18 protein-coding genes and 2 pseudogenes are annotated in these 22,803 nt (G+C 65.4%); 5 read left to right on the top strand and 15 right to left on the bottom strand.

Annotation, left to right across the window (positions count from 1 at the left end):
- Window positions 1–111: 111 nt before the first annotated feature.
- Window positions 112–849 (bottom strand): annotated as a pseudogene (locus E2C06_RS12415) (IS5 family transposase); the annotation flags it as partial.
- A gap of 268 nt (window positions 850–1,117) precedes the next feature.
- On the opposite strand from E2C06_RS12415, the pseudogene E2C06_RS39315 reads away from it, so the two are divergent.
- A pseudogene (locus E2C06_RS39315) lies at window positions 1,118–1,270 on the top strand (IS110 family transposase); the annotation flags it as partial.
- A gap of 783 nt (window positions 1,271–2,053) precedes the next feature.
- Here E2C06_RS39315 and E2C06_RS12400 read toward each other — a convergent pair.
- A complete protein-coding gene (locus E2C06_RS12400; RefSeq protein ID WP_133288915.1) occupies window positions 2,054–2,566 on the bottom strand; it encodes a hypothetical protein in 513 nt (170 codons plus the stop codon).
- 203 nt (window positions 2,567–2,769) lie between these two features.
- Between E2C06_RS12400 and E2C06_RS12395 the strand changes: the two genes are divergently transcribed.
- Both E2C06_RS12395 and E2C06_RS12390 read left to right on the top strand, forming a co-directional pair.
- Window positions 2,770–4,704 carry an ATP-dependent nuclease gene (locus E2C06_RS12395; RefSeq protein WP_165982355.1) on the top strand — a complete coding sequence of 645 codons (1,935 nt, stop codon included), beginning with the start codon at window positions 2,770–2,772 and terminating at the stop codon, window positions 4,702–4,704.
- 131 nt (window positions 4,705–4,835) lie between these two features.
- Window positions 4,836–5,555, top strand: a complete 720-nt coding sequence (locus tag E2C06_RS12390; RefSeq protein ID WP_133288913.1) for a site-specific integrase — start codon at window positions 4,836–4,838, stop codon at window positions 5,553–5,555.
- Window positions 5,556–5,715: 160 nt separating this feature from the next.
- Here the strand turns inward: E2C06_RS12390 and E2C06_RS12385 are convergent, their stop codons facing one another.
- From E2C06_RS12385 to E2C06_RS12355, 7 genes are all read right to left on the bottom strand, one after another.
- Entirely contained in the window at window positions 5,716–7,566 is a 1,851-nt protein-coding gene (locus E2C06_RS12385; protein ID WP_133288912.1) for a hypothetical protein, read from the bottom strand.
- A 341-nt stretch (window positions 7,567–7,907) separates the two neighbouring features.
- A complete protein-coding gene (locus tag E2C06_RS12380; protein ID WP_133288911.1) occupies window positions 7,908–8,867 on the bottom strand; it encodes a hypothetical protein in 960 nt (319 codons plus the stop codon).
- A 259-nt stretch (window positions 8,868–9,126) separates the two neighbouring features.
- Window positions 9,127–9,654: a hypothetical protein gene (locus tag E2C06_RS12375; protein WP_133288910.1), complete on the bottom strand. Its 528-nt coding sequence runs from the start codon at window positions 9,652–9,654 to the stop codon at window positions 9,127–9,129.
- A gap of 121 nt (window positions 9,655–9,775) precedes the next feature.
- Window positions 9,776–10,585 carry a transglycosylase SLT domain-containing protein gene (locus E2C06_RS12370; protein WP_133288909.1) on the bottom strand — a complete coding sequence of 270 codons (810 nt, stop codon included), beginning with the start codon at window positions 10,583–10,585 and terminating at the stop codon, window positions 9,776–9,778.
- Complete coding sequence (locus E2C06_RS12365) at window positions 10,585–11,061, bottom strand: hypothetical protein (protein ID WP_133288908.1); 477 nt, start codon at window positions 11,059–11,061, stop codon at window positions 10,585–10,587. The genes E2C06_RS12370 and E2C06_RS12365 overlap by 1 nt, the downstream gene beginning before the upstream one ends.
- 2 nt (window positions 11,062–11,063) lie before the next feature.
- Window positions 11,064–11,666, bottom strand: coding sequence for a hypothetical protein (locus E2C06_RS12360; RefSeq protein WP_133288907.1), 603 nt, complete (start codon window positions 11,664–11,666; stop codon window positions 11,064–11,066).
- Window positions 11,663–12,487 carry a hypothetical protein gene (locus E2C06_RS12355; protein WP_133288906.1) on the bottom strand — a complete coding sequence of 275 codons (825 nt, stop codon included), beginning with the start codon at window positions 12,485–12,487 and terminating at the stop codon, window positions 11,663–11,665. Before E2C06_RS12355 ends, E2C06_RS12360 begins: the two co-directional genes overlap by 4 nt.
- Before the next feature lie 830 nt (window positions 12,488–13,317).
- Here E2C06_RS12355 and E2C06_RS12350 point away from each other — a divergent pair.
- Window positions 13,318–13,650, top strand: coding sequence for a hypothetical protein (locus tag E2C06_RS12350; RefSeq protein WP_133288905.1), 333 nt, complete (start codon window positions 13,318–13,320; stop codon window positions 13,648–13,650).
- Window positions 13,650–16,793, top strand: a complete 3,144-nt coding sequence (gene mobF / locus E2C06_RS12345) for a MobF family relaxase (protein ID WP_133288904.1) — start codon at window positions 13,650–13,652, stop codon at window positions 16,791–16,793. The genes E2C06_RS12350 and mobF overlap by 1 nt, the downstream gene beginning before the upstream one ends.
- 210 nt (window positions 16,794–17,003) lie before the next feature.
- On the opposite strand, the gene E2C06_RS12340 is transcribed toward mobF, so the two are convergent.
- From E2C06_RS12340 to E2C06_RS12320, 6 genes are all read right to left on the bottom strand, one after another.
- Window positions 17,004–17,591: a hypothetical protein gene (locus E2C06_RS12340; RefSeq protein ID WP_133288903.1), complete on the bottom strand. Its 588-nt coding sequence runs from the start codon at window positions 17,589–17,591 to the stop codon at window positions 17,004–17,006.
- 83 nt (window positions 17,592–17,674) lie between these two features.
- Window positions 17,675–20,014 carry a type IV secretion system DNA-binding domain-containing protein gene (locus tag E2C06_RS12335; protein ID WP_133288902.1) on the bottom strand — a complete coding sequence of 780 codons (2,340 nt, stop codon included), beginning with the start codon at window positions 20,012–20,014 and terminating at the stop codon, window positions 17,675–17,677.
- 452 nt (window positions 20,015–20,466) lie between these two features.
- A complete protein-coding gene (locus E2C06_RS12330) occupies window positions 20,467–21,624 on the bottom strand; it encodes a secretion/conjugation apparatus DotM-related subunit (protein ID WP_133288901.1) in 1,158 nt (385 codons plus the stop codon).
- Window positions 21,621–22,178 carry a lytic transglycosylase domain-containing protein gene (locus E2C06_RS12325; RefSeq protein WP_165982354.1) on the bottom strand — a complete coding sequence of 186 codons (558 nt, stop codon included), beginning with the start codon at window positions 22,176–22,178 and terminating at the stop codon, window positions 21,621–21,623. Before E2C06_RS12325 ends, E2C06_RS12330 begins: the two co-directional genes overlap by 4 nt.
- Window positions 22,175–22,594 (bottom strand): hypothetical protein, encoded by a 420-nt coding sequence (locus E2C06_RS37520; protein ID WP_165982353.1) that lies wholly within the window; start codon window positions 22,592–22,594, stop codon window positions 22,175–22,177. Before E2C06_RS37520 ends, E2C06_RS12325 begins: the two co-directional genes overlap by 4 nt.
- Window positions 22,591–22,788 carry a hypothetical protein gene (locus E2C06_RS12320; RefSeq protein WP_133288899.1) on the bottom strand — a complete coding sequence of 66 codons (198 nt, stop codon included), beginning with the start codon at window positions 22,786–22,788 and terminating at the stop codon, window positions 22,591–22,593. The genes E2C06_RS37520 and E2C06_RS12320 overlap by 4 nt, the downstream gene beginning before the upstream one ends.
- Window positions 22,789–22,803 lie beyond the last annotated feature (15 nt).

The raw sequence follows: 22,803 nt of genomic DNA, 5'->3' as shown, positions 1-22,803 counted from the left end.
CCCCCGACGAGGCCTACGCGGCGAACGAGGTGACGAAGTTGGCGGCCTGACGACAACCAGAACTGAGCTTATCCAGGCCGTCAAACTGTCCTACGGATGGGGACCATCTCACTGCTTGAGGCGGTTGATGAGGCGCTCGACAAGATTGCGCCGCCGATAGGCTACGCGGTCGAAGTGGGGCTGCCGGCGTTGGTTGCTCTTGCTCGGGATGACTGCGCGGATATGCCGCTGCCGCAGGCGACGTCGCGCGGTTGGGCTGCTGTAGCCCTTGTCGCCGGCGGCTCGCCGTGGCCGCAAGCGCGGTCGGCTCCGTCCGGGGCGACGGATCGTGCCCTGGTCCAGCAGCGCTTCAAGGGCCATCTGTTCGTGCCGCTCGCCGCCGGTCAGCACCGCCACGATCGGCTTGCCCTTGCCTTCGGCGCGAAGGTGCAGCTTGGTCGAAAAGCCGCCCTGGCTGCGGCCCAGCGCTTCCCTGGCCGGGACCTCACCTCTAATGGCGCCGTCACGGCGGGCGCCGGCGGCGTGCTGATGGGCACGGATGATGGTCGCGTCCACGAAGTGAAGATCCCAGTCCACCTCACCGCAGGCGTCGGCCACGGCCTGCAGCGCCGAGAGGATCCGGTCCCACACGCCGCAAGCTCGCCAGCGATAGAAGCGGCTCGACACCGTCCCGACCGGGCCATAGCCTCGTGGCAAGTCGTGCCAGGGCGCGCCGGTACGCAGGACCCATAGAATGCCATTCAGGATGCGCCGATGCGGCGCGTTCGATCGCCCCGTCCAGGGCTTCTCGGGCGGCAGGTGCGGCTCCAAGCGCGGCCACTGCACGTCCGTCAAATCACCTCGTCTCACCCCATAAATATGGAGTCGCAGGATCGGAACGTCCGCCGTTTGCAGAGACGGCCTAGTCACCGCGACCATAGGCTGCAGATCCTCGCGCGTGATCTCCGCCTGGCCCGGCTGCAGCGACAGGTCGGCGACGCGGCCTAACGGGAAAACGTGCCCGTTCGGCGCCCGGACCGGTTGCGCCGCGAGCTGCTCGGAGCGCAACGCCGGCGCCAGCCAAACGCGGATGCCAACCTGGCGCACCGCTTCGGGGACGCGGGTGGCCACGGTGCCCGCCTGGAAGGCCCAGCTCCGCCTGTGCGGCCGCTACCGCAAGCTCGCGGCTCGTGGCAAACGGCAGGGGGTAGTCACCGCGGCGATTGCACGCGAGATGGCGGCCTTTCTGTGGGCGATTGGACGCAAGGTCGAGCCACGGCCGGCCGCCTGATCCAGAGCTTCGGCAGAACACGTCACCAGCAGGGGAAGAACGAGACCGACATCCTGTTGCGCATCGCTGGAGGCAGGGCCACGGTGGGGAACGCTCGAGACATCTGTGTGGCCGGCACTTGTCGATGCCCGTTTGCAGACCGAGGCAACCTCGGACGAATACGCGCTAATGCGGTAGCCAGTCCGCGCATCAAAGTCTGTTAACCGTCGTCTCAGCAGCTCTGCCTCCTGCACTGCGCAACAGCCATCCTCTGTAGCCCTTCGCACGCCCTGAGGAGGTGGTACCCTCGCGCTAAAAGGAGTTGACGACAAACATCAGAGATTTTGATCACCCCGGTCCAGCTCAGCCCAACCTGCTCAGCGAATTCCCGATAGGTAACGCCGCGCTGGCGAAGCCCGACCACTTGCCTCCGGCGCTCTTTTTGGGCTGCGGTTGGCAACTTGCGCATGTATACGTGTCCCATGCCTCCGATCTGGTAGTTCTCGGGGAGCAGCTCGAGACAATGAGGGCCGTTTTAATAGTGCAGGCGGCGTGCGGCTCATCCTGCGCCGCCGTGCCGAACTGGCAGGGTTGGAAGCGATCGAGGGAATCACGCCGCATAGCCTGCGCGCGGGATTTGTCACCCACGCTTACTAGGCTCGCCTGCGTGACGAGCAAATCATGCAACATATCCAACCTTTTTGGTATTTTTAAGGTTCGATAAGGGCGGATTATCGAACCAAGCCTTTCTATGCTGCGACACCAGCGATGCTGGTAGAGGCTAGTCGTTCACCATCGTCGTCATCAGCAATCAAGGTGGTCAGAACGGCGCGCACGAAATTCGAAATCGGCCAGGTCACTGTAAGCTACCCGCTCTGTTCCTGCGAGGTCGTGGACTCGTAGGCTACCAAATTTTACGAGATCTTCCACGCGATCTCGTGGAACGCCCCATCGTGCAGCTACCTGATCGAGACTGAAAAAAGCTGCCTTTCCAGGATCAGAGGCGGCGCTTACATCCCCACCGATTGAGTCGAAATGCACTTCGAGTGTAGCTAGGTCAACGACGAGGTTCCTCTTCTGCCCGAGCCTAGCCAACTGGTGACGGCGGCGGAGCGGTACATTTCCTTGTGCAGTCCAAGCCCGAATGCCGCTTTCTCCGATCGGATCGCCAAACTCATCCGCTAGCTGCCGTGCTAAGCGGGACGCACCGCCAAGCGCAGCTACCAAATTTCGAATGCGATGCTGCAGGCAACTGAAGGCATTTTTGTCGCCCTCAGTAGAATCGCAAGTGGGATCATCATTGCTCTTGGTGCTCATGGGGAATGCCCTCGCGTTGAGAACTCAAGAGGCTCTGCCGCGGCGCGAATGGCGGCGAAAAATCGGCGCCCTTCCAAACTGCGCAATAGCTTCCGTGCTGACATGCCGAGATCGACGGGGCGGGTTGGAAACGGGACTATCGTTATATACGAGGGGCCGCCCGCGCTGGACGGTCATCATCGCGCCGAGGAGTTTCAATGTCCGTGGACCAGGCCGCCCTGCATCCCCCACAGCAGAACGAACCGCCCGCGAGACCGGCGTCGATGCTTCCTTTGCCGTTGCATATCCCGGTCGCGCCGCACCTTTACGGCGGCGGCTCCGTCCCGCTCACGTTGCATAAGGGCATCACGGTCCTCCTTGGGCCGAATGGGTCGGGAAAGACTCACGTTTTGCGCGGCCTGAAGCTGGCCTTGCAAAGTGCCCTCGACGGTTTGGCCCAGCAGTCCGGCCGTCCCCACCTAAAGGCGCGCTTCCTCGCGGCCGGTCGCAGTGCTCCGTTCGAGCACTTCCGTGGCGCCTTGACTGACCCGGGGGGGGCCCACCCAGCCCCGGCCGCCGTCGGTCATACCGACTATCGGAACCGGCGGCACGACTTCGAGAGCTTGGTCGGCGACATGCTGGCCCTGCGGGAACGGGCCGACTTGCGCTTCAAGGTGGAGGCCCGGCTCCAGGCCTTGTTCCGCCGTCGCCTCCGCCTTGAATGGACGCAAAGTGGGCTCGTCCTGACCCTCGTGTCTCCCCAGAACGAGTATCCGGCTAACACTGAGGCGAGCGGGATCCTGCACCTGATCGGCCTGTTGGCCGCCCTGTACGACGATCAGGTTGGCGCCATCCTGGTCGACGAGCCGGAGATCTCGCAGCACCCGCAACTGCAGGCCTTCCTGCTGGAAGAGATGCGCCGGGTCGCCGGCGACCCGGTGCGGGAGCGGGGCAAGAAGATCGTGGTTCTCTCGACCCACGCGCAGGGCATGCTGCCGCTTCGCCGCATCGACGACCTGCCCAGCCTCATCTTCTTCGCCGACGTCCACACCGCGCCGAGGCAGGTCTCGCCGGACGCGGGAGAACTCGGGCGCCGGCGCTTGGCTGCGCTGGTTACCCGTCTTGGCGGGAGCCACCGGGCCGCTTTCTTTGCCACGAGGGTACTCCTGGTCGAGGGGCCAAGCGACGAGATCGTGGTCGGCGCTTTGGCGGCTCGATTCGACCGCTCCCTCGGCGGGTCCGGCGCGGAGGTCGTGCCGGTGACCGGCAAGGGCGAGATCCCCGAGACGGCACGTCTGTTCCGCCTGATGGGTAAGCGTGTGGTAGTCTTGGCCGACCTCGACGCCCTTGCCGACGACAATGCTCTCGTTAACGCTTTCGCCGAAGAGGCTGGCACTAAGGCGGCTGCGATCGAGGCCGGTCATTCCAAACTTGCAGCGATGGACGGGGCGCTGCGCACGGCTTTCGCTAGCGCCGTCAGCGAATGGTGGGCCGAAATCGCGCCCTTGGCATTGGGGCACCACTACCTGCGAGACGCTGACGTGCCTGCCGAGAAGGCCAGCCGCCGCGCCGCTCTCGCCGCGCTGCTCTCGGCGGAAGAGGCGGCGCTCCTGCGCCTGCCGCACGGGGTGGAGTGGTGCGCGCTCCGCAACCGCTTTGGGGCGCTGCTTCGCGCCCTGGAAGCCGGAGGCTGCTTCGTGCTGCGCCGCGGCACGATCGAGGACTGCTTCCGCCCAGACACTCCGGCGAACACGACCGGCAAGCCCGAGGCCGCGGCCGATGAGGCGGCCACCTTCCCTGAGGCTCCCGAGACCGACTTGCGTCAGCGCTACGCCGACGTGCTGCGGGCCGTCGAGCGCGCCGCGACGGCGCCACCTATCGACGAGAACGCGTTCCTACGATTCCAGCTCGCGAGCCTGCTCGCCGGGGTATTCCAGGTCCTGAAGCCAGGGACCGGGGCGGATGAGATCGCGCTCGCCGCCGCGGCACACCACGAGGCGGGACAGCTCTTTGCCCTTGAGAATGCCACAAGTGAATGCGGCGGAGCGCCCGCGCTTCGGGTGCGCATCACCTCTCCGCTCTTCACCAGGCCGACCTTTCCTGCCATCGTTCGACGCGACCAGAACCTGCATGCTGAAGTGGAGCGGCTCTTGTCATGAGCCGGCGACCTGCCGCACCCGCTCTTGAGGCGGCACCGATCAGGGAGCCGAGCGATGAGCCCTCGACGCTGGTCGCAGCTAACGGCGAGGTCATGCTGGCGTAGCATGCGCGGGCGGCCCTTGCCCATGCTGTGCAGTATGCCGAGGCGGCGGATGCCCCCAACACGCTCCGGGCCTACCGCAGCGACTGGCAGGCCTTCGTCACTTGGTGCCGGCACGCGGGCTTCGCCCCGCTGCCGGCGGCGCCCAAGACGGTAGGGACCGACTTGGCCGCGCACGCCGGAACCCACGCGGTCGCCACACTGCGCCGACGCCTGGTCACCATCGCCCGAGCGCATAAGCAGGCGGGGATCGCCGGCTTATGGCCAGGTCACCCGGCGATCCGCAATGTCCTGCGCGGCATTGCCCGCGAGCGCGGGACAGCGCAGTGCCAAGCATCGGCGCTGACGACGCCGGAGATCCGGCGCGTTGTCGCCGTCTGCAGTAACGACCTCGCCGGGCTCCGCGATTGTGCACTGATCCTGCTCGGCTACGCCGCAGCCCTGCGGCGCTCCGAGCTTGTCGGCGTCGATCGGGAACACCTGGCTTTCACGGACCAGGCCCTGCGGTTGACCCTGCCGCGCAGCAAGGGTGACCAGGAAGGGCAGGGGGAGGAGGTCGGCGTGCCAAGGGGCAAACGCCGCGAGACATGCCCGATCCGCGCTCTCGAGGCCTGGCTACAGGCGTCGGATACGCGCTACGGGCCCGTGTTTCGATGGGTGACCCGATGGGGCACCGTCGAGCCGCGCCGCCTAAGCGCGGGAGGCGTGCCGCTCATCCTACGCCGTCGTGCCGAGCTGGCGGGGCTGTAGGAGATCGAGGGCCTGCTCGACGACAGTGCCGCGGTGGCATGGGGTTGTGATGCGTGCGGCGCTAGAGTCTGTGAATGGACTCGCTGGCTAGTTTGTTGGCGCTCGTCTGGTCCGCGGACGCAGCACCTTGGACAGGCAGCGGTGGCTCTGTGAAGGACGATCACAGCCAAGTCGAACGATTCTCTTCAACCAGCCATGAGAGGTCATCCGCGAGTTCGATCTCGGTGTCTGGGCGGTAGACCCCTTCTTCATTGAGGACCCGCCAGATTGAATTTCGAATATCCTTCGGAACCGAAAACCACCCCGCCCTCACGCTGAGGGCACAGAGGCCTGCCGGAGACATCAGAGGAGGCGCTCGAACTAGGCGCATCTCAGAGGCTAACGAGGCGATGCGCTCATCAAGGATTTCTTTACCCGCCGGGCTGTAGTGCGGGTAATCGCCTCGCGAATAAAAAGACGCCTCCCTCGGCATGCTGCGCACCAGGATTTCTTCGACTGCCAGTTGAGCCAGAGTACGCGCGGCGACGGCCAAGGATACGTTCAGGGCGCTGGCGACGATCTCCGCGTCAAGTTCCATCAGCACCTTGCATAGCTTGAGCACGAAATACGAGATGGCTGCAGGTGCGTGCTCGCCCTTTTGCTTTGGCATCACCCATGATTCGAACTCGTTCGTGAATGGCAGCACCACCCGGAACAGCTTCAACGTGTCCAAAACAACAGGGCAAGGCATGCCCAGCTTCATGACCCTCGCCTGCACAAGTTTCAGGCCGATACCGCGTCCTTTTGCGAGGTCGATGTCCTGCAAAGCAGCATGCAGCGTCGACTTGATCAAGGACGGGTGGCCCTTCCGAAATCGACCGACGTCATCACCCCTGGCGGGATGCTGACGATTGATCACCTCCAGCCTGTTTTCCAAGTGGGCCACAGCGATCGAATTTGCAGAGCTCCAAAACTCGGTGTCATCCCGGTTGGATTCCTCATTCGACCGCCAGTATCCATGCGAAAAGCCATTGACCACGAGCTCCCGCAAAGCAGACGCGAACCGCGCTTGATCGAAGCTAGCAGGAGCGATGTGGTCACCTCGGAAAATCTCCTTTGGATCACTGACGATGCTATCGATGGCATCCAGAGTTTGGAATACGTTGCCACCTAGTTTGAATACGTTGGGGAAGTAGAGGCCCTTGCTGAAATAGGTCATCTTCTCTTCGGGTCGCCAGAAGTATCCCGTCAGGCGTTCACCTGGAGAGACCATGGAGATCGCTCCCACATCGGCGTAGTGGGAGGTCCTCTGCACCCACGCCATCATCTGATCGCTCGACACCTTTGGGCCGTATCCAAGCCGGACATAGATCGCGCTCTCGACACCATGATTGATCCCGAAGGCAGCTTTTGCGGCGTCGGTGGCGGTTTCTTGGTTCCCGAGGCCGAGCACCTTCGGCAGCTGGTCGGGGGATAGCTTCAGCTCGACTGCGTCGGGTTTTACCAGCCGTCTCCGCTCGAGATAGATCTCTGTGGCACGATCGGTGAAGGGGCGCCTCGCATGTTTATGTGGGGGCTCTGACGGGGTGTCTAAATAGAATTTTTGGGTGATACCATAATGAGCCTCGATCTTCTCGCGAAAGCTAAGCCATGTACCGCTAAGCCATTCAACGTTCGCGACGTAGCAAAAGGAATTATCATAGTCGTGCTCACTGTATTCAACTAACCTGACCCATGGAAACCCCTCAAACAGGCTTCTGAGGTACTGCTCAAGGGTCTCCTGTTCGACCCGAACTTCCTGCGCCTTGTAGCGGGATTTATCCCATTTCAATCCAATGATGATGACTGACCTGTTCGTCGAGCCCAGCAGCCCTCTCATCATGAAATCAGGTCGCAGACTTCCTCGCACCTGCCCGTCGGGTTGCACGGAAACCAGCTCAACGAACTGGAAGTCAGAATCAATAGCGTTCTCGAGAATATAGCCGCGAAACGTCGGCTCACGGCGCTCAACCCGTATTTTCTGATCGCTCAAAGGTATTCCACCACAGGCAATGCTGCCTTTGTCATAGCCTCTCTTTCGTAATTACTCACCCCCCTTGCGCGGAATTTGCAAAAGGTGGGGCTCGCTGTCAGGCAGAAAATCCACCTATCGGACTGCCCGGATTTCCCGAGCCACCTCTAACCTCGCGGCAGGTCACGTACTCGCCGATATTGAGTGCTGGGATCACGGCACTCTCCTTCTGCAGGACGGATCTCAAGGAGAGGATAGGGCAGGCGCCGGAAACCAAGCCGGCGCTTGCCTGACGCAGAAAAGGGCGGGTTTCCCCGCCCTCAGCCGACAGCCCGGAGTGTGCTGGTGCAGCTCCTCTGCTGTCAGGGTGTGCTGCGAGGAAGCGCACGCGGCACTTGGCTCCCCGCGTCTGCTGTCCTGGCGCATGCCACAGGGGCATTGCGCAGGGCTTCCGGGATGGTCTGGTACGCCGGGCTCCTCCATTCCGGATCTCTGTACGCACCGTCGTTGAACCTCAACGCGACACGCTCAAAGGTCTCGAGGATCATCCCGCCCCCTGCCGCCGCTGGAATGTGCTCGTAGAAATGGAAGCGGTCAGGGGATGGGGCAGGTCTTGGGCGCACAAGCCTGCCGATACGCTCGAGTAAGCCCGTTGCCTCCTGTCCTGCGGCGATCTGCTTTGCTTCGCGGAAAACCGCCGTCGCCAGACGCTCAAACACATTCACGACGCTCGGGCTGGTGTGGGAGGGGTCCTGCATGAAACAGACGTGCCAACCGTCATCGAGCTCATCGACCGTGATCAGCGTGCTCACGAAAGCGCCGTCCCACCGGCTGTAGCCTTCGGGATAGACGTCTTGTTCCTTGAACTGTCTCCAAGAACTTCGCACCCGTGAACTGTCAGCGAAGGCTTGCAGGCCGGGAGGTTGCCCGACCTTCAAACTGCCGGCGGCTTCAATCTGGGCAGTTTCGGCGTGGCCACTGATCCGGTTCCACGCCGCTTCGGCCTCCTCGACACTGCGGAGCTGCTCGATATCGACTGAGAGCATCGGGCCCGAGACGCTTCCAGCAAGAGCGGCCGGGTCGAACGTTTCGAAATGCCAAGCCGCATATCCCTGGACTGTGGGAAATTCCAGCCGATAGGTGTCCTGGAATTCCTTCTGGTGATGGGCAAAGCGGGCTTTCGCCTGCTTGTAGGCCTCCGTCAGCATTTGCCCGTCCTGGGCGAGCTGCCCGGACACAGCCTGAGCCTTGTCGCGCTCGGCTGCATGGTGATCCCGGAGGGACTGCCAATCCGGGTTGTAGTAGGGATTTGGGTGCGCCACGCTGACCTCGCTTATTACGACCCGGCCTTGCGCGGCCGGCGGTATGTAGGGAGATCCCCGGTGTCTATCCATGCATCCACAAGCGGCGTGATCGTGCCTGGTTCGCCGAACGTGCCGCAGCGGTCCATCGAGTGTCCCCTCATGTAGAGGCCGCAGACATGGTTGCCGCGGGAGCACTCGATGCGGGCCCCGCGATAGATGAAGGTGGAGCCACCCCACGGCCCGACCTCTGCCATGACCAACAGAGGGTGCGTCTCATTCACGCTCCCCACCGCCCGCCTTGCATCTGGTTGTCTTCGATCGGCAACAAGAGGCGCGCGAGAGGGCCGAGGCTGTTGGTGAACCTGCGCAGCCGGCGGACCCGATGCATACCCTGGTCGCGTTCGCGGGCGAGCTCGCTGCACCGGTCAAAGCCGATGAGACCGTGGCGCAGGTAGTAGCCCTGCTGTTTGCCCCAGGCCTTCCAGGCGTCCTCAGCATCCAGTCCGACGGTAGCTGCGGCGAAGGCGGCAAAGGCCTCGGCCTCAGGCGTTGCCTGAGCAAGGTCCGGCCTCTCGGCACGGGCTGCGACGATGAGAGGATGCCCGTCCAGTTTGCCGCCCTCACCACTAAAAGCCGTGTAGGCGTCCAGGGCTGCGATGCAAAGCGGGTACAACGCATCATCAAGCCCGAAAACTTCAAGCTCAGCGTCCGTGACGTCCCACCAATCTCCGGCCTCGCAGTCGCCACCGACAATGAGGGGAAGGGTGGTGGACCGCTGATGGATCAGCGCGAACAGGAGCGCCATTGCGCTCTCACCGTTGGCCGCAGCCAACGTACCCTGCGTACCGCTATCCGCTTCTCTCATTGTAATCCTCGGAATTGCATGATGGCTGATGGGAAGCCGCACCTCTGAGTCGCAGAAGATTTCAGCTGCGTGATGCGAAAATGGGAGACGTCGCTGTGGGGCCGAGCCGCCGCGAAGTAAAGTCCTGCAGGTTTCCTACCGTCCAACCCGTCATCCCGTTATTCGCCAGGTTGTCGGCTGGAACGAAGTTCGACAGCGGCGAGGATGCATCGGCTAGTGCGATCTTCCCCCCTACCGCAGGACCGTAGACATAGGAATAGTAGGTCTCCTGGACGGTTGCGACGCGCCCCAGAGCCTGGGAGGTCGCCCCGCCATATGAGCGGATGAGGTAGCTGCTGACGACGGCCTGAGCGTTCGGATCTGACCTGTCCGCCGACGTGTAGGGCAGGCTGAACCGCTTTACCGTGTCGTCCCACGTCCCGGACGTGATCTGCCATGGTCCCGTTGCTGAGGTGGAGCCATTGGCAGTCTGGACGTTGCGGAAATCGCTCTCCGCTGCTGCGAAAGCCGCTACCCCGCTGGAGTTGACGCCCAGCTTGTCGGCGGTAGCGATCGCTGTAGCCCCGTAGGGTTGTGACTGCAGGGACGCCAGGACGTTGCTGCGGTCCCCCGTGGGCACCCCGGCCCCGGTGTAAGATGTGCCGCCAGTCCCGGCGATGCTGGAATAGTCGTCTGGGAGAGGGGTCAGCGCCGTGGCGCTGCCGCCATAGACGTCTCCCCCTGCTGGCGCCGTGAACGTTGGCGTTCCCGGATCCGCCGCGGCCGGGATGACCTGCGGCGGCATCTGGCCCGCTTCGGGCAACACGATGGTCTGCCCGTGCGCACCGCCGGCAAGGCCGAGGCAGAGCGCGACTGTTACCCAGCGCAACATCAGTGGAAGCCGAACACTGGCGAGTTGTCGCGCCGCCGGAGGCCTTCCACGGTGCACTGCACGCCGGGCTTCACCGTGTTGATGTAGGGCCCGAGGCTATTGGCCGGCACGAATCCGAGGCGGCCGTTATACCCCATCACTTGGACGAACCCGCCAACCGTCGCCCCGGACGTTGCGACGAAGTCCTGCGTCACGCCCATCGGCGCTGAGGTTCGGTCAGGGCTTGAATAGATTGGCAGGCCCGGCTGCGTGCCTTTGCAAACCCAGAGCCGTTCGGGTTGCACCAGTCGCTCGGGTGTCCCCGAGGAGATAGGCGGCGCGAGCTGATGCGTGAGCGCCAGGGCCCGCCCACGGTCACGCGAGAAACGGTCCAGGCGCGCGATGTCTTCCGGCGTCTGAGCCTGGGCACTCGAGGCGATGCCCACCGCCGCCAACGCGGCCGCACCGGCCGCCTTCCATCCCATCCGCAGGGCCATAATTACCTCCGTTGTTGCGCTTGCTGTGCACTAACCAAGCGGTCGTTCATCGCCTCGACCGGGCAGTAGAGCCGACCGCTGCTCTCGGCCTTAACCGCGGCCCGCAGGCAGCGGTCGTGGAAGGCCAGGGCCGGTCGATCGGCGGCGGCCTTCATGGCGTAGCCGCCGCCAACCAGCGCCAGGGCGATGACGGCTCCGCCGCCGAGCCAGGCGAGATTAATGCCCATGCTTCGCCGCCGCTCGCGGATCACCACGGCGCCGGCGAGGGCGGCAGTCGCGGCCGGGACCATCTTCTCGACAACGGCCGCGATGGCCTGCTCCCCTTTGGCCTCGACGCCGGCGGCTTGAGCCTCCGCGCGTCGGGCATTCGCCTCTGCCGTCTCGTGCGCCGTGTTTAGCCAGGTTCCGACCTCGCTCGCCGCGCCGTCGAAAGCCCCCGCTGCGGCGATGGCCACATCGGCCAAGCCCTTCTGAGCGGCCATCAGGGCGGCGACGAACCGCCCCTCCGGGTGGTCCGGCCGCACGCCCCATTCCCGTGCAGCCGCCTCGACTTCGCCGAGTTGCTGCATGAGGGAGACGCGGAGCTGGGCAACGTTGTTGCTCATGCAGCGACCTCAGCCTGGTGCGGCAGCGCCGGCATCCAGAGGGGGTTGATGTCCTCGAAAAACGCCGGGATTTTCTCCTCCCACCAGATCGACACCCGCTCCTGGTCGAAGAAGCTAAGCGGCTCGCCCGCCTCGGGGGCCTTGCCAGCCGCTGCATCCTCGAACAGCAGCCTGCCCTCGCTCACCTGGCGCATGGGGGTCAGTTCGGGGAAGCGGACGACCTTGGCGCCCTTGCCCATCGCCGCGACCAGGGCGGGATGGTTCAGGATCGGGGTGAATGCGTTCGCCACCGACCGGCCGTCCGCGACAAGGCCGCCGTTCAGAACGATGAGCGTGGCGGCCGGCAGGAACAGTTCATCGGCGACGACCTGCGCCAGATAGTCCAGGTCGGCATTGTCCGGGCCGACGACATGCATCGCCACCGGGCGGATGCCCATACGCTCGAGCGTCCTGACCAGCCGAATCTCTTCGGCCAGCTTTTTGACCAGGAGATCGCCGCCACCGACGCCGAGCAGGGCATCGAAAGGTCGGCCCGCCCGGATCGAAAGGGCCTGTTCATTGATCTTCTGCTCCAGCCATTGGGCCAGATCGGCAAGGCCGCCGGAGGGAGGGATCTCCGCATCCGGGTGGAAGCTGGCCAGCCCGTGCGATGTGGTCTGCCGGTCCATGTCCCAGATCCGGAGGGTGGCGCCGCGGCTGAGGAAATACTGAGCTGTGGTGTTGCCCACGACGGTTTTGCCGACCCGGCCGCGGCCGACTGGCATCAACAGGACGGGCTTCGCGTCCGCATTCGCCATCAAAGGGGTGTCCTTCTTCACCATGTCTCGGCTCTCCTGTTGCCGTAGGGAGATCGTCCGCTGCAGCGGCGCGAATGGCCCCACCGCACCGCCAAATTTCTTTCACGCCCGCGGCGCGGCCCTTTTCTGTCCCGGCAGCCAAGCCCGGTCCTGCCGGAGTTGCTCCCGCACCGCGTCGAGCTCGGCCTGGATCTCCTCCGGGGTGCGGACAGGCGCGGGATCGTCTGGTCGCTGGGAGGGAGTGGGGCGCCTGGGCGGTGCTGGCCTGGGTGTCGGCGGCTCTACCGGAGCCAAGGCCCGTGCTGGCGCCGCCTTGGCGGGGTCGGGCAGGATGGCTACCGGCACCGGCGCCCAGCCCGAAGGTGGCTTGGGGCTGGCGGCCCGTTGCCGAGCAACCTCGGCCACATCACGGCACACGGTTTTCCAGATGCGCCGCACGGCGTCGGGCGTCAGGGGTTTACCCCGGCCTCCGGTGATGCCGGCCGCTACCATCTCGGCCGTTACCTCGGCCCAGGCAGGCTGGAATTCCTCAAAGAGAGCGGCCATGGCCGTGTGCCGTCGCCGCAACCAGCGATAGGCCTCCGATCGGCCAGCAAAGGGTCGCTGCTGCGCTCGCTCTCTCAGGCGGTCTAGGGCGGAGTCTGACATCCCATGATCGTGGCCCCCACCGGCGCGAATGGCGTCAGCCGGACGTCAGTTGACCGGCAGTCAGCCGGCAGTGGCGGGTTACCCTGGCGGCAGTGCGGCGTCAGTCAAACGTCAGTCAGGGAAGGGCTATACACCAATGCACTGTTAGTGCGGGCTGCGCCCGGTCCCCTGACCCCATTCGCGCCGGTCGGCGCGAGAGTGCCGGTATGGATGAAGCACTCCGGGTAGCCCTGGCCGAGATCAAACAGGGCATCGCGAACCTGACAACCAGCGTCGCGCTCGTGGCACGGCACCAGACCATCCAGGGCGAGAAGATCGACCGCGTCCTGGGTATCCTGGCGCCCGAGGAGGAGGAGGGGGAGGAGGAGAAGGGGCCGACCACGGCGGAACTGCTCGGCAAGATGATGTCGACCAACGCCAAGGCGGTGCGTGAGCTGAAGGAGCACCTCACAGAGATCAGTGGGGCCGTGGAGGGCGTGCCCGGTCAAACTGTCCAGGCAATCGGGCAGACCTTCAGCATTCCCGCGAAGCAACCATAATGATTACCTTTCGCAAGATCCTTGCTGCATCCTCCGGCAAGCTGGTGTCGGCCTATTTCACCGAGCATCAGCCGGATCCAGAGCGGGATCTGCGGTGCGAGCCGGGTCAGCATAAGGATCAAGAGGGGCGCTTGACGGCCTACTACACGGGCCGGGAGATGCGGGCGCACTGGCGGGTGGATATGCCGCACGTCGTCGCCCAGGCCTTGGGCATCGATCCGACGCGGTCCCCAAAGGCCGGCGAGCTCAACCATCTGTTTGAGGCAAAGCGGGGCGACACCGGCATGCCGTGGAGCCGGTGGCGGCGGGAGAATTCGTCGCTCGACTTCACCTTCTCCCCCCACAAGTCAGTGACGCTGGCGATCGAGTTTGCCGAATCCCCGGCGGAGGAGGCGCTGCTTTGGACGGCGGTGCTGCGGGCCAATGATGCTGCCATGCGGGCGATCGCGGCCGACCTCGGCTGGGCCCGATCTGGGTTCGAGGGGAAGGGAGTTGCGGAGCCAGGGGCAGTGGGGTGGGTCTCGTTCCCGCACACCCAGGCCCGCCCGACCCTGCAGGTCAAAGACGGGGAAACCGGCATTACCTACCTGGCCGAGTTCCCGACCGTCGGCGACCCGCAGACGCACGTCCACAACCCGATGTTCAACATGGTCGTCACCGATGACGGCCGCCTCGGCTCGCTGGACACGCAGCGCCTGACCAATACGCGGGTGCATGTGTGGGGAGCGTTGGGTCAAGCCGTGTTGGCGGAAGAAATGCGGCGGCTGGGGGTCCGGGTGGCGGTCGATCCGACCGGCAGGTTCGCCGTGCTCTCGGCGATTGACCAGCGGGCCGTTGACCATTTCTCGAAAGGCCATCGGCAGGCGGAGCGGAACGCCAAGAAGTACGCAAAACGGATGGGCGAGGATTGGGAGAAGCTCTCGGCCGAGCGGAAGTTCGGTCTTATGCAGTCCGCCGCGATCTTCGAGCGGCACTCAAAGGCCGCCAAGACAGGGGCGAAGCGTGAAGGGCTCACTCCCAAAGAGGCTTGGCGGTATCAGGCCAAGGCGCTCGGCTGGGCCCACAGCACCGTGCTCGAGGGAACGGCCTATGCCCAGCTGACCGACGCGCAGCGGTACGACGCGGCCTATGCATTCGCCGCCCGCCACCTGGCCAAGGCATTCGAGACGGCAGCGGTGCTGGATCAGGATGTCGTGGAGCTCTGGGCAATCCGCGGCCTGATCGGTGCGGGCTACAAGGGCACTGCGGACGTCGAGCGGGTGGTTGGGCTCATCCGGGAGCGCGGTTTCGAGTTCCACGGGCAGCAAGCCTATCTGGTTGAGGGCGTGAGCGATGGCCGGATGCGTGTCACCAACTCCGAGCAGGTGCGGATTGAGCGCCGGGTGGCGGAGTTGGCGCGGGCGGCATCTCAGGACCGCACGGGTGCGCTGACCCATGCGGCGCTCCGCCAGGCCATCGAGAATTGCGGGATCAAGTTCGACAACGACCACGGCGCGGCTCAGGTGGCGGCGATCTATGCCTTGGGCACCGCCGGCGGGGTCGCCTTCCTGACCGGGATCGCCGGCGCGGGTAAGTCCACCCTGCTGACCCCGTTGGTTATGGCCTACCACGCGGATACGCGCTTCAGCCCGCAGGGGCGGGAGGTAATCGGCACGGCTAACGCCTGGCTGCAGGCCGATGCCCTGAAAGATGCCGGCGTTGACCGGACCATCGCACTGGATCCGCTGCTTCGCTCCATCGACAGCGGCGAGTGGCGGCCGACGCAGAACACCGTCCTGATCATTGAGGAAATGTCCCAGGTCGGCCCGCGCTCGATGCAGCGGCTCATGGAGTTGCAGGCGGAGACCGGGATGACGATCCGCGGCCTGGGCGACCGGGAGCAGTGCCAGGCCATTGAGGCGGGCGATTCCATCGCCCTGCTACAGCGGGCCATCCCCGTAGAGGCGCGGCCTGAGTTGCTGTCGACGGTCCGGCAGAAAACGGACGAGCTCAAAAAGGTCGCCAGCATGTTCCGTAACAAGGATGGCATGACTGCCGAGCAGCGGACCGATGAGGTTCTCGATGCGCTCAAGATGAAGCGCGAGGCAGGCACCGCCCGGCTGCTGGGCGGCGACCAGGACGAGGTGAACCGGCAGACGGCTGACTTCTTCCTACGGCGGCGCGATGCCTTGGAAGCCGCCGGCGCAACCAAGTCGGTCAGCTGTTCCGCCCTGACCAACGCCGCCGCGGCGGAGATCAGCGCCGAGATCCGCACAACCCTCCGGCAGCGAGGTGAGATCGTGGGCGAGGAGCGCTGGTACCAGGCCATTGACCAACGCGGCGAGATCTACGACCTGCCGATCGCCAAGGGCGACCGACTGAGGCTGTTCCAGCGGACCGGCGCCAGGTTCGGTGGCCGGTTCGGCTGGCTCGGCAACAACGGGTCCATGGTGACGGTCGAAGCCATTACTGAGACCGGCCTGCGCCTGAGAAATCGGCACGGCGACGTGGGGGACGTGAGCTGGGATCGGCTGGTGCATTCCCGGTCTGGCCGCCTGCTGGTTGCCTCCGGCTGGGCCCAAACCGTCGACAGCATTCAGGGCATCACCTCGGCTGAGCATATCAACGCCCTGACCCATGGCACCTCCGGGCTTACCGCATTCCGCAATTACCCTGCGGAGAGCCGTTCCGAATGGGAGACCTGGACGCTGATCAGCGAGGCAGGACTGTTTGAAGCGGTGCGGCACGGGCGTGCGATCGGCGACCAGAGCGAGGTCACGACAGAGCACCTGTGGAAGCAGGCAGCGAAAGACATGGCGTATGCCCCTCGCAAGCCCCTCGGGCTCGATCTGGTCGATAGGGTGAGGAAAGACGTGGATGCGACTACGGATCAGTGGATGAAGACCGAGCACAGGGTTCATCGCCAGAAGGCCGCCGGCCGCAACCACACGAAGGAGCACCGACAACGGGCGGCGGATCGGGAACTGCGCGCCGCCCTCGTGGGGAAGGTGGACGCTTATGCTGCTCAGATGCGCAGCGCGACCCAGAACCCTGCGCCGTCTCGGCTCGTGGCGGGGAGCAGCCTCGGCCCATTGCCGAAGGCGGATGTAGCCGCGCGGCCGGCTCCGATCCGGGAGCGTGGTTTCGAGCCAAGCCCGAGGTGATAAATAAGCCCTCTCGCAACCATTATAGGGCGACCATGCTTGTGCTGTTTCGCCTATCGGCTGGACCAAACTACTGAACAACCGCCAAGGAATTCTTTGGTGCGGTCAGGGTGGTTGCTCCATTCCCAGAGGCGAATCTGACCCGCCGGATAGGCGGTCTTCAAAGTGAAGAAGGCGGCACCTTTCGGGGTGCCGCCTTTTAGCTGTGGGTTACCTCTGAGCCTGGAATTCCTTGCGTTTCGGATCCCAGATCCAACGCTTGGACCACTTCCACAAGCCGTCCTCTCCCAGGGTCTCCAAGGCCCGCACATACCCGTCGATGCCAGCCGGATGGCGGAGCTTCGAGGCTGCGCCTTTCAGGGCCTCCAGAACGTCGGGCGGGAGCCCAATGTGCCGCAGCACTTGCACGATGCCGCGCCGGTCCATTAGCTGGAAATTGACGATGTTGGTGTCTGAGGCAATCCAGTCCTGGACCATCCCTGGCGCGTCATCGATCGGGGCGTGGATGGCCCAGGCTCCGGGGCTTTTGCCCTGGAACACGAAGACTGGCACGACGGTGGTAGCGTCGGTGTAGATGCCGCAGGCAACGCAGGTTCCGCTCAACGAGCTGATCTCGGCCTGCAGGGGTGGTGTCAGGAAGATATTGAATGTCGGGAAGCCGGTGGCAAACGATAGCGCCTGCCCGCCGTTCGGAGGGGGCGTGAGATAGGGGTGCGGCTTTCCGACCTCAACGCGGTGCACTTCCATATCGGTCTGAGGCGTAGAACCGCGACCAAGGAAAAACATAGAGCCTGCCATGGGGTCCTCTCTCCTAGCTGCTGAGCCGGGCTAAGCACCTAGCCAGTGTTGGCTAGGCTACGACCAGGCCACCCAAACGAGGATCAGTCATCGGCCAGATCCTCCATAAGAGCGTCCAGGACATCGCGTAGTCGTTCGGGGTGAATTGCTGGCGGCTTGGGCAGCGTCGCCGATTCCAGGCCATCGTCCCGCAGGGCGATTGAGCGCCGCGCCTCTTGCTCCGCCTCTTCAGGCGCCCTGCCAATCGAGTGCTCAATCGCAGAGATAGTTTCAAGGAAGGCTTCAACCTCGCGGCCAAGGTGAGCGAGGTGAGCCTGCTCGCCTTCATCTTCGGTCGGTGCCGTAGCGACGGCGTGCAGAGTGGGGGTGAACTCTGTCTCCGGCGGAGCCCCGGAGGTGGGTGCCGGGGTTGGCGACGGCTCCTCAGCAGGAACCGCGCCCACGGCGTTGATCGCCGCGTCTGCTGCGACGGCTAGGTCAAAGCCGGCCGCAATGGAGGTGGCAAAGCCCTCGCGCGCGGCCTTCAAGACGGCAGAGACGGGTGGATCGGCCGCAGGATTACCGCCGCATTCCAGGGCCGCCCGGACCTTGGCGATGCGGTCCGCCAAGCCTCGTGCGGCGCTCGGCTCCGGGGGCATCAGGGGGACTGGCCGGTTGACGCGGTAGAGGTCGTTGTTGCCTGGCCTGGGCAGGACTGCGGTGAATAGCTTTGCGTGAACCCGGTTGTTTGCCAGGGTGATGATGCCCTCCCCAGGGATCAGGCCGCGGGCATCGCGCCAGTCGACGCGGGCGGTCCTGCGCACCTCGGCACTCTGCGCCGGCAGGAAGCCGACGCCTTCGGCCCGGTAGGAGGCTGTTTGAGTGACTTCTGCCTCGCCAAGCGTCTGCTCGATGTGCTGTCGGTTCAGCCCGCCCTCATTCTGCCGGAGGACGATCTGCAGGTTGGCATTGTTTAGGAGGGAGTACGTCACGTCGCCGATCTTGGCGCGGAGGCCGGCGACGTCGTGCCAGCCCAGCACGAACATGAAGCCCAGGCTTCTGCCCTGCTGCAGCTGCTCTTTGGTGCCGACCGACACATAAGCCGCCAACTCGTCGTAAACGATGGGGTAGGGGGTCGGGGCCGTGGTGGGCTTGTTCGCAATGATGTCGCCGTGCCGCCCCTCGAGGCGCCCGCCCAAGGTCTGGGCCATCATGTTGCGGATGGAGGCAACGATCAGCTTGCCGAGCGCGGCCGTGGTTTCGCCGGAGTTTTCCAGGGCCGGCAGGCTGACCACCAGGATGCGGCGGTTGATCGCCACGTCGCGCATGTCGACGCCGCTGATCTGGCAGCGGAAGATGTGCCCGAGCGACACCCCAAGCTGGGTGAATGTCGCACTGAAGTGCATCGTCACATACGCATGCTGCTCGCTGGCCTTGTCCCGGGGGCGCTTGTTGAGATGCATCTCCATGTCGTAACCGCCGGTGTCGCCAAGGTAAGAGCGGAGCGGGGCAACCAGGGCCTCCGGCATGTCCGGCACGTCGATGTGGTCGATCTCGCCGCTGACCGGGTCGCGCCGGCGGAACCTGCGCTCAAAGGCGAGATCCGCGACGCTCTGCAGTTCCGTGGCGAAGCGGATGCTGTCGATGTCGATGCTGACGTTGTGGTGGTCTCGCATCCAAACCAGCACGGGTGCATTGGCGCCCAGCAGCGCCGCGGCGCGCTGCATGAAGACCTTGTTGTCTCCGCCGCCTTCGGGGTTGTGCTCGATCTGCGAGATCAGCATTTCGCGGATCGCGTCCGCGCTGGCCCACGCGAAGGGATTGAATGTGTGGCTGTCGCGAGCGCCGCTGGCGACCAGCAGGTTGATGACCCGGACGTCCTTCTCCCGACCAAACACCCGCGCCAGGCGGTACACGTCGGCATAGAGTCCGGTGTCGCCCTTGCCGTCCACGAAGACGAAGCCGCTGCCCATGGCCAGGGAGTTGGCGCAGAGGCCGAGCAGGGTTGTGGTCTTGCCGGCGCCGGTGACGCCAGGCACCGACACATGCTGGCGGCCGTCATCGTCGCTGATCCAGAGCTCGCGGCCGGTCGTGTGGTCGATGCCCAGGTAGATGATGCCGGCCGCCTTGCGGGGCTTGCGGGAACCGGGCAGCGGGTCGTTGTAGTCCGGCATCCCCGAGGACAGGGGCATGCGCAGCGGCAGGCGCACTGACCGGCGTAGCACGGCCCAGGCATAGGCACAGGCCGCTGGGATCACCCCCGCGACGATCGCGGACTCGGCCGCCACGGCGACGGCCGCAGCCGCCAGCAGGACAACCGATCCGCCGCCCATCAGCGCCTGGCGGAAGCTCTCACCGGTCGAACGGACTGGCTGATAGACATCCGCCGCCGAACGTTCGGCGGCGGCGTCGGGCCCATAGATGTCGCGGCGGACGGTCGCCATGGTTAGTCGCTCAGACCGAAGGGATCGGCCTGGGCAGGACGACCGGTTGCCGGCGGTGCAGTGACGACGGTCGGCGTTGCCTGGGGGAGCGGTGGCGATTGGGCGGCGGCGCTGCGCAGGCCAAGCGGGCGTGTCACTGGCTCCAGCATGGACGCAGGATCGACGCCGTTCTCCGCACCGGCCGTGACCACCTTATCCCAAGTGCCGGCGATAAAGCCGCCGCCCGCGGACAAGGTGATGCATAGCAGGGCGGCGACAATCCCCTTGGTGCGGTGGCGGGGCCTGACATGCACCCCATCCCCGCGGAGACTGACATCGAGGCCGACCGCGACGTGCAGGCTGGAGTTAGGGGGAAGATCAACCCGCACGGAACTGCCCCACAGAACGGGTATGGGTTCGTGTTGGCATGTCACTCTCCTCGGTGCTGGTTGCGGTAGTACGGGACGGATGTGTCAGTCCGCCGCCAGGTCAGCATCCGCGACAGCGGCGCGAATGGCGTTGGCCGCCATGCCGACCATGGGGACGTAGACGGGTCGGCCGATTTCGCGCTCGGTGGACCAGTGCTCGCGGGCACCGAGGGCTTCGGCATAGGGCGCCTGGGCAGCGCTGCGGTGCCAAGGCTGGCCTGGTGTCGGTGCACCGAGGCTGTCGAGGGCCATGTAGAGCGGCCGGTCGATCAGCTGGACGAAGGCAAAGAGGCCAGGGTTGAACACGCCGCTCCGCTCCCGCGCGTGGCAGAGCAAGCTCATGAGCGCGGTGTAGGTGTAGGCGTGGGCAGCGGCGAGCCGCTCGGCGGGGCCGGCGATCTCGGGATCCCGCATCCAGGCATCAGCCGCGATGGCCACGGACGCTGGCACCGACAAGGCCTGCGCCGGCCCCTCCGGCCCTTCCTTCTCACCAGGCGGCACTGCCTCTGCGAGGTCGCCAAGGAGGTCCATCGCCTCCTCGCGCTGGCGAGCGGCAAAGAGCGCGAGGACGGCGAACATGGTCCGGACGTGCGGTTGGGCGGCCTGGTAGCCCGCCCAAAGAGGGCCGAGCTGGCGCGCGAGCGCGCTGCGTGCACCCGCTTCCGAGAACAGCCCCTCCGGGGTACGGGCGAAGCGGTTTACCCATTCCCCGGCGTGCAGGACGGGGTCGATGGGGCGCGGCTCGCCCTCGGCCGGTGCGACCGGGCCGAGGCGGCGCGAGAGGAAGGGCTTGATGGTGCGGAAGTGTACCGCTTGCTCGCGCATGAGGCCGCGCAGGTCGAAGTCGCGCTTGTACCGGCCGCGAGCTTGACGGGCGCAAAGCCCCGCCAGGGTCAGCAGCAGCAGGCAGGCGGGCCAACGCCAGAAGCGGCCGACATCGTGGGCGAGCTGCCAGAGAGCTCCGGGGCCGATCTCCGGGTTGCTTGGATCGGCGGTGAGCACCTGACGGTCCAGATTCAGATAGGCGTCTGTGACCAGGTGCGCCGGCGCCATCAGCCAGTGCTGCGTGGCGAGGACTGCGGTGATGATCTCGTCGCGGCAAAACCACCAGGCCGCGAAGGTGCTGCCGGCAACGAACAGCACCACGCCCCCGATGATGACCAGGGCTTCCTCAGGGGCGGGGCCCCGGCTCTCGTTGTTCATCGGTCGGCACTCGCCATGGAAGCTGTCTCAGGACGGCGCCGCGCTTGCTCGAGCAGAGCCATTGCTTGGTCGCGCAGCAGGCGGAGATAGCGGTCGCGGAACTGCGGGGTCCGGCTGTGGTAGTGCGCAACGCCCTTCCAGAAGTCGTCTGGGGCGCTGTCGATGGCATCTCGGAGGATCCATGCGGCCGCTTCGAGGTTGGCGCATAGGTTGTCCCGGAGCGCGATGAAGGCTTCCGCCGGGGTGGTCTGCCAACGCTGGGCCAGCCGCCGAACCCACATCGCATTGACCTGGGCCGGGCCGACATCTGGGGGAGCGCCGCTGGCATTCGGAGTGACGCGCCCGAGGCGGCCGTTCTCCACCCGCATGATCAGCACCAGGAGCGATGCCGGAATGCGGTGCGCGGTACCGGCCGCCGTGATGCAGCCGGTGACGTAGGCGGCAGGGTCGTAGCCGGGGGGCGCCACAGGCACCGGGCCCGGCGCATTGGTGTAGGGCTGCGCCGCCGCCGCACCGGCCGACAGCAGCAGGGCAGCGAGGGCGTGGCGGATCACGGGACCGGCCCCGGTGCATTGCCCAGGACGGGCAGGGGTGTGGCCGCGCGCCACACGGCGTTGAGGTCGTTGACCAGCAGCACGCCAGGTCGCGCCGCCTGCTCGACCGCTTCGATGGTGGCTAGCATGATCGTGGCGAACGGCACGTTGCCGACCTTCGCCGCGCGATAGCCAAGCAGGGCGCGCTCGTCTGGCTCGATGCGGAGCCCGATGCCGGCGCCAGTCGCCTCGCGCCAAACGGCGTCGCCGGCCGCCAGGAACACGGGCAGCAGTCCGTCCGGAGCCGTCGCCAAGTCAAGCGAGACGGAGCGAATCTGGCCGCTCGCCCGGTCTCGCAGCTGAACGTCGCGGCCGGAGCCTTGCAGCACCCGGCCGAGGGTTGAGGCAACCGCCTCGAGCGATACGGCGGCGCTCATGCAAAGAACCGCTGCTTGGAGGGCGGCGTGGCCGGCCGCTCGCGTCCCGCGATCCAGGACCGCATTCGCCGGGCAGCGCCGACGACGGACAGGCCCGCGGCGCGCATCAGGGCGAAGATGATGGCGATGGCAACGGCGAGATAGATCATCCGCCAGTCCCAGCCGCTGAACGGCACGGCGACGAATGGTGCCAAAGCCCATGCGTCCAG

Source organism: Dankookia rubra, from assembly GCF_004355005.1.
Lineage (GTDB): Bacteria > Pseudomonadota > Alphaproteobacteria > Acetobacterales > Acetobacteraceae > Paracraurococcus > Paracraurococcus ruber_A.
This window is presented reverse-complemented; position numbering and strand designations above follow the sequence as displayed.